Below are 6,133 nucleotides of genomic sequence, written 5' to 3'. Positions count from 1 at the left end.
GGGACCGGCAGCGCGGAAAGGGCGCTCCCCTTGCCCGCCACGACCGCTGCGGCACCCCGCTTAGCGGCATCCGCCGCGTAGGCAGCGCCATCGGCCTTGCTGCCGGCGAGCGCGAAAAAGACGACGCCGGTCTTGACCGCGCGGGAATCCGAGGAAATCCCGGTGACCACCAGGTCGGGGGAAGCTGTTCCCTCGACAGGCAGGATACCGGCTAGTTCTTTTAGCTGCATCGAGTCCCGTTCATCGCAACAAAATAGCGCGCAGTTGCCGGCGCGCCCCAAGAATCACTGATAGGAAACCAGCGTTGCACCATTTTCATGGCTGAAATCTGGCTTCACGCCAAGCATGGCGGCCGAACGGCGGATAATGTTTCCCGCCATGACGCCCGCGTTCGAGGCGGCGGTCGCCCCCATGCCCGGCTTTTCCGGCTTCGGCTCGTCGGCGATCGTCAGCACGATGTATTGCGGATCATCCATCGGGAAAGCGGCGACGAAGGCGTTGAAATTCTTCTCCTTGGAGTATCGGCCATTGACGACCTTCTCCGCCGTGCCGGTCTTGCCGCCGACGCGGTAGCCCGGAACCCTAGCGCTCTTGCCCGAACCCTTCTCGGCGTTGAGCGCATAGAGATAGCGCATGCCTTCGACGGTCCTTTCGCTGACCACCTTCTTGGCCACTTCCATCGCCTGCTGCGCCGTGCGTGGCAGGAAAGTCGGTTCGATCAGAAAGCCGCCGTTCATCAGGGCGGCGCAGCCCACCGCCGTCTGCAGCGGGGTCGTGGACACGCCATGGCCGAAAGCGATCGTGATCGAATTGACCTGCTTCCACACCCTTGGCTCGGTCGGCCGCGCCACTTCCGGCAATTCCGTCTGCATCTTCTCGAGCACGCCGAGGCGATGCAGGAATTCGCGGTGCCCCTCGATGCCGACGGCCTCGGCCTCCTTCGCCGAGCCGATGTTGGAGGAATAGATGAACACCTCCGGCACCGACAGCACCCGGCCCTTGCTGTGGAAGTCGTGGATCGTCTGGCGGCCGATCCTGATCGGCCGCGTAGCGTCGAACCGGCTTTCCAGCGTCACCTTGCCGGAATCCAGCGCCATGGCGGTGGTGAAGCTCTTGAAGGTCGAGCCCATTTCATAGAGGCCGGCCGACATGCGGTTCAGCCGGTCCTTGTCCTGAGCGTTGTAGGGATTGTTCGGGTCGAAATCCGGCACCGAGGCCATCGCCATCACTTCGCCGGTCTTGACGTTGAGGACGACGGCACCCGCCGCGATCGCATGGAACCGCTCCATGCCGGTGGCCACCTCGTCGCGCACGACGTTCTGGATGCGCAGGTCGATCGACAGCCGCACCGGCTTCAGGTCTCTCGCCACAGCCAGGCCCGACGCCTGCAGGTCGGTCAGGCCCTGGTCGTCTATATACTTCTCCATGCCGGAGATGCCCTGATTGTCGATGTTGGTGAGACCGACAATGTAGGAGGAGGTTTCGCCGCTCGGATAGAAGCGGCGCTTTTCCGTGCGGAAGCCGAAACCGGGAATGCCAAGCTGCATGATATCGGCCTGCTGCTTCGGCGTCAGCTGCCGCTGCAGCCAAACGAAGCCGGCGCCGCTCTTCAGCTTGTGGTAGGTCTGCTCGTAGTCGATCTCGGGCAGCACGGTCGATAGCTTCTCGATCGCCTCGTCGGCGTCGACGATGCGGCGCGGCTCGGCAAACAGCGAGGCCGTCTTGATATCGGTCGCCAGCACCTCGCCATTGCGGTCGACGATGTCGGGCCGCGAGGCCGTCACGCGGTTCTGCGGGCCGCCCGACATGTCGGGACTCTGGAAGCCGAGGTACACAAGCCTGCCGGCGATGGCCGAATAGATGCCGAAGAACACCGCCATCGTCATCACGATGCGGGTCTTGGCCCTGCCGCCGGTCGCCTTGCGGGCGCCGTCGACCACGATCGAGCCGTCGTCATCCTGCCTTTTGCGGCGCCTCAACAGTCCTCCGAGCATCGAGAACCTGGCGATCATTGCACGATGCCTCCGGTCACGATCGGGTCCTTGGCGCCCTTGGGCCCCTTGTCGGAATTGTCGGCCATGCCGCCCAGCCGCTGCGACGAGAGGTCCTCGATGTTGACCGGCTTTGCCGGCAGATCGTCGAGGTTGACGATCTGGCGCGCATTGACCGGTTCCAGTTCGAGCTGCGACTTGTAGATTTCGGCGAGCTTCTGCAGACGCGAGGGCTGAGTGAGCAGGCTCCAGTCCGCCTTCAAAAGATCGATCGTGTCCTCCTCGTAGCGGATCTGCGCCTCGATCTTCTGCACGGAAGCCAATTGCTCCTCGGCATCGCGCTTGGTCTTGTAGGTCAGGGCCGCCGCCGAGACCATGACGGCGATCAGGACTATGTCGCTGGTACGAAACACGTGCTCACCTCTCCCCCGGCCGCTCGACGGCGGGAAGCTTTGGAAGGCCGAAAATCGAAAAATCGCCCGCGCGCGCCGGCGCTTCGGTGCGGATTGCCGCGCGCAGCCTAGCCGAGCGCGCGCGCGGATTGGCCGATATCTCCGCATCGCCTGCGGTTACACCGCCGCCGGCCTTGCGGAAGGTCTCAAGGCGGGCTTGTGCCGCAGGCATATGGCGCGAGCCGCTCGCGGCCTCAGCCCGGTCGGCGATGAAGCGCTTGACGATGCGGTCCTCCAGCGAATGGAAGGTCACCACGACGAGCCGGCCGCCGGGTTTCAGCACCCGCTCTGCCGCGAACAGCGCGCGTGCCAGTTCGCCGAGCTCGTCGTTGACGAAAATGCGCAACGCCTGGAAGACGCGGGTCGCCGGATGGATCTTGTCCTTCGGTGCGCGGCCGATATGCGTCTCGATGGCGTCGGCGAGATCGAGCGTGCGTTCGAACGGCCGCTTCTCGCGCCGGCTCTCGATCATGCGGGCAATGCGGCCGGCATGACGCTCCTCGCCTAGAAAGCCGAAGATGCGGGCAAGGTCGCCCGCCTTGAAGCTGTTGACGACATCGGCGGCGCTCAGACCCGCCTGCGCCATGCGCATGTCGAGCGGCCCGTCGGCGCGAAACGAGAAGCCGCGTTCGGCCTGGTCGAGCTGCATGGAGGAGACGCCTATGTCGAGCACCACCCCGTCGGCGCTTTCGACATGCTCGTCGAGCATCGAAAACGGCGCCTGGACAAGAGTCAGGCTGCCGCCGGATTGCTGTTCCAGCGAACGCCCAGCGGCGATGGCATCGGGATCGCGGTCGATGGCCACGACCGAGGCACCGCTTGCCAGGATGGCCCTGGTATAGCCGCCGGCGCCGAAGGTGCCGTCGACGATCAGATCGCCGGCCTTGGGCGACAGCGCCTCCAGCACTTCGGCAAGGAGGACCGGAATGTGGCGGGCCAGTCCGCCAACGGCGTTGATATCCTCGCCGTGGCCAGCCATCATTCCGGTCGCTCCCCAGGCTTCGTCCCCTGCCGAAGCTGCAACAGCCGGGCGCGCGCCTGCGCCCCATAGGCGGCAAGCCGTCCCGGCTCCCAGATCTGGAAGAAATTGCCGCGGCCGACAAAGGCCACTTCCGCCGAAATGCCGGTGTGCTCGCGGATGAAGTCGGTCATCGTTATGCGCCCGTCCTGATCCAGCTTCAGGAACGTACCATCGCCATGGCAGAAGAACGACATGTCGTCCGCCGTCTGCAGGAAGGGATCTTCCTGCGCGATGCGCTGCTCGTAGCGGTCGAGCAGGTCGAGACCGCCGACATCCATCGCCGGAAGATCCAGGCAGCGCAGCGCATAGAGCTCCGAATAGCCCCGCTTCTGAACGACGGCGCGGAAATGCGCCGGAACGGAGACCCGTCCCTTCGCATCGATCCTGCTCACCGTGTTCGACAGAAACCGGTCCATCACGCGCCACAGCCGCTTCCGCCGCCGCACCCCTTTCCATCATCCCGTCCGCGCCGCCGCAGCGCGTCCCTTCCCGAAATTCTGCTTCGTTCAACGAGGCGAAAGCTCGCAAACGCGCAGCCCCAGCGGCTGCCCGATTGGCGTACGCTTCACCCTGACACGGAACGAAGGCTTTGGTATCGGAATGGGATATCATGGGGTACTATGGGCGTCAACGGGAGCGAGCTTCACAAACGCGCTCGCCACAACCAGAAAGAGCAGCCTGACGGCACGTCTGATCTTTATCGTCCATTAAGCCTAACGAAGCGTTTAGAGGGCTGTGGCCCAAGGGACGCGGCTTGCTGCGGACCGCGCCCACGCATAGCGTCGCGCCAATGCTCCGCTGCCTTTGGCGGCCAACAGGAGGTGAATGGTCGATGTCCGAAACGGCGAAGTCACGTGCCGCCGCACTTGCCCACTTGCGCAGCCGCGATTTCGCCAAGGGCGATCCGATCCCCTTGCCGCTGACCATGGCTTCGATCTTCCACACACCTGGCGAAGAAGCGGGCTTCGACCAGTATGGCCGCTACGACAATCCGACCTGGCGCGCCGTCGAACATGCGCTCGGTCATCTGGAAGACGCGCAATGCCTCGCCTTCCCGTCGGGGATGGGCGCGATCTCGTCGGTGTTTTTCGCGCTGCTGAAATCCGGCGACCGCGTCCTTCTGCCTGCCGACGGCTATCACGCCACGCGCGCGCTGGCGGAACGCTTCCTGAAGCCGTTCGGCGTCGCCTGCGACACCAGGCCGACCCCAACCTTTCTCGACGGAGGGTTCGACGGCTACCAGCTTGTCTTCGTCGAAAGCCCGTCTAACCCGCGGCTGGACATTTGCGACATCGCCGCAGTCGCCAACGCTGTCCATGCGCGAGGCGCGCTCCTCGTCGTCGACAACACGACGATGACGCCCTACGGCCAGCGCCCGCTCGACCTCGGCGCCGATATCGTCGTCTCCGCCGACACCAAGGCGGTGAACGGCCACTCCGACGTGCTGTTTGGCCATGTCGCGAGCCGCAATCCAGATATCGTCGCCAAGGTAAGGGACTGGCGCGAGACGGCCGGCGGCATTCCCGGGCCGTTCGAGGCCTGGCTGGTGCATCGCGGCCTCGAGACGCTGGAGGTGCGCTTCGACCGCATGTGCGCCTCGGCAGAGGTGATCGCCAGGCGGCTGAGACAGCATCCGGCGGTCAGCGACCTGCGTTTTCCCGGCTTGGACGGCGATCCCTCGCACAATCTGGCGCGCGCGCAGATGGATCGCTTCGGCTTCCTGATCTCGTTCGACCTGGCCTCCGAGCAGAAGGCCGAGGATTTCATCGACAACTGCACCCTGATGCAGGCGGCAACCTCTTTCGGCGGCGTCCACACCTCGGCCGAACGGCGATCAAAAAGGGGCGACGCCGTGCCCCCGGGCTTCGTGCGCCTGTCCATTGGCTGCGAGCCGGTGGAAGAGCTTTGGCAAGCGATCGAGGCATCGCTCGACCGCCTTGGTGGTTGAATCAGAGCGCACGCCGGACGGCGCAGCCCACTGATATCAAATGGATTTCACGGCGATATCGCGGAGAAAAATTGCCAGCTGGCCTATAAGCCGGGTTCTGTATGGCCCCCGCGCCTTGCGGCACGGGAACGCGGCGGCCATTCATCTTGGGCGCATGTTGCCATGCGCCTCACGCAACCTACCCGGGCGGTGGGCCGGAAACAGCCCTCGAAGGTTTCCCCTCGCACCGCCCCTATTCGGTCTTGCTCCCGGTGGGGTTTACCATGCCGCTCCTGTTGCCAGTCGCGCGGTGGGCTCTTACCCCACCCTTTCACCCTTGCCCCGGATCCGGCAGAGCCGAACGCCGCGGCGGTTTGCTTTCTGTGGCACTTTCCCTGGGGTCGCCCCCGCCGGCCATTAACCGGCACCGTGTCTCCATGGAGCCCGGACTTTCCTCACCCGCAGCCTTTCGGCTTCGCGGGTGCGGCCGCCCGGCCAGCTGGCAGAGCGTATAAAGGGGTTCGCGCCTGAAAACGCAAACGAAAAAGGCGGTTACCCCAGCTTCATCATGCCGGCGAACCGAGCGCCGCCATCTGCACCTTGACCTTGCTGCAATAGGCGGCCGACACCGGGTTCATCCGAGTCGCGGCGTGGCCGGCATTGTATTTCAGGATCGTGCCGCAGGTGGTGCCGCCGCCGAGGCCGCGCGCCATGGCCAGGTATTTCATGCCGTACTTGATGT

Annotated in this window: 6 protein-coding genes, 1 other RNA gene and 1 pseudogene; 1 reads left to right on the top strand and 7 read right to left on the bottom strand. The window is 64.7% G+C overall.

The genetic code is table 11. From position 1 onward, the window contains the following. The 5 genes from EN781_RS22870 to mraZ form a co-directional block, all read right to left on the bottom strand. The coding region (locus EN781_RS22870) for a Mur ligase domain-containing protein (protein ID WP_245492639.1) at window positions 1-230 on the bottom strand (230 nt) is incomplete at its 3' end. Between the two features lie 54 nt (window positions 231-284). Beyond that, on the bottom strand, window positions 285-1,994 hold the full coding sequence (locus EN781_RS22865) for a penicillin-binding protein 2 (protein WP_126059039.1): 1,710 nt from the start codon (window positions 1,992-1,994) through the stop codon (window positions 285-287). 14 nt (window positions 1,995-2,008) lie between these two features. Continuing rightward, window positions 2,009-2,404 (bottom strand): hypothetical protein, encoded by a 396-nt coding sequence (locus EN781_RS22860; protein WP_126053892.1) that lies wholly within the window; start codon window positions 2,402-2,404, stop codon window positions 2,009-2,011. Window positions 2,405-2,408: 4 nt separating this feature from the next. Continuing rightward, the gene (gene rsmH / locus EN781_RS22855; protein WP_126053891.1) at window positions 2,409-3,425 is read right to left on the bottom strand and encodes a 16S rRNA (cytosine(1402)-N(4))-methyltransferase RsmH; all 1,017 of its coding nucleotides are present in this window, start codon (window positions 3,423-3,425) and stop codon (window positions 2,409-2,411) included. Continuing rightward, window positions 3,422-3,880 carry a division/cell wall cluster transcriptional repressor MraZ gene (gene mraZ, locus EN781_RS22850; protein ID WP_056573299.1) on the bottom strand — a complete coding sequence of 153 codons (459 nt, stop codon included), beginning with the start codon at window positions 3,878-3,880 and terminating at the stop codon, window positions 3,422-3,424. Before mraZ ends, rsmH begins: the two co-directional genes overlap by 4 nt. A gap of 416 nt (window positions 3,881-4,296) precedes the next feature. Here mraZ and EN781_RS22845 point away from each other — a divergent pair, with 416 nt between their 5' ends. Further along, window positions 4,297-5,412, top strand: coding sequence for a cystathionine gamma-lyase (locus EN781_RS22845; protein ID WP_126053890.1), 1,116 nt, complete (start codon window positions 4,297-4,299; stop codon window positions 5,410-5,412). Between the two features lie 70 nt (window positions 5,413-5,482). On the opposite strand, the gene rnpB is transcribed toward EN781_RS22845, so the two are convergent. Both rnpB and EN781_RS35480 read right to left on the bottom strand, forming a co-directional pair. Then, window positions 5,483-5,894: RNase P RNA component class A (gene rnpB, locus EN781_RS22840), an RNA gene on the bottom strand. A gap of 63 nt (window positions 5,895-5,957) precedes the next feature. Then, a pseudogene (locus EN781_RS35480) lies at window positions 5,958-6,133 on the bottom strand (lytic transglycosylase domain-containing protein); the annotation flags it as partial.

It is taken from the genome of Mesorhizobium sp. M4A.F.Ca.ET.090.04.2.1 (genome assembly GCF_003999085.1).
In the GTDB taxonomy this organism is placed as follows: Bacteria; Pseudomonadota; Alphaproteobacteria; order Rhizobiales; family Rhizobiaceae; genus Mesorhizobium.
This window is presented reverse-complemented; position numbering and strand designations above follow the sequence as displayed.

Coding starts and splice junctions, on each gene's coding strand:
- EN781_RS22845 (WP_126053890.1), top strand. CDS start 4,297: ATGTCCGAAACGGCGAAGTCACGTGCCGCCGCACTTGCCCACTTGCGC.
- EN781_RS22865 (WP_126059039.1), bottom strand. CDS start 1,994: ATGCTCGGAGGACTGTTGAGGCGCCGCAAAAGGCAGGATGACGACGGC.
- mraZ (WP_056573299.1), bottom strand. CDS start 3,880: ATGGACCGGTTTCTGTCGAACACGGTGAGCAGGATCGATGCGAAGGGA.
- rsmH (WP_126053891.1), bottom strand. CDS start 3,425: ATGATGGCTGGCCACGGCGAGGATATCAACGCCGTTGGCGGACTGGCC.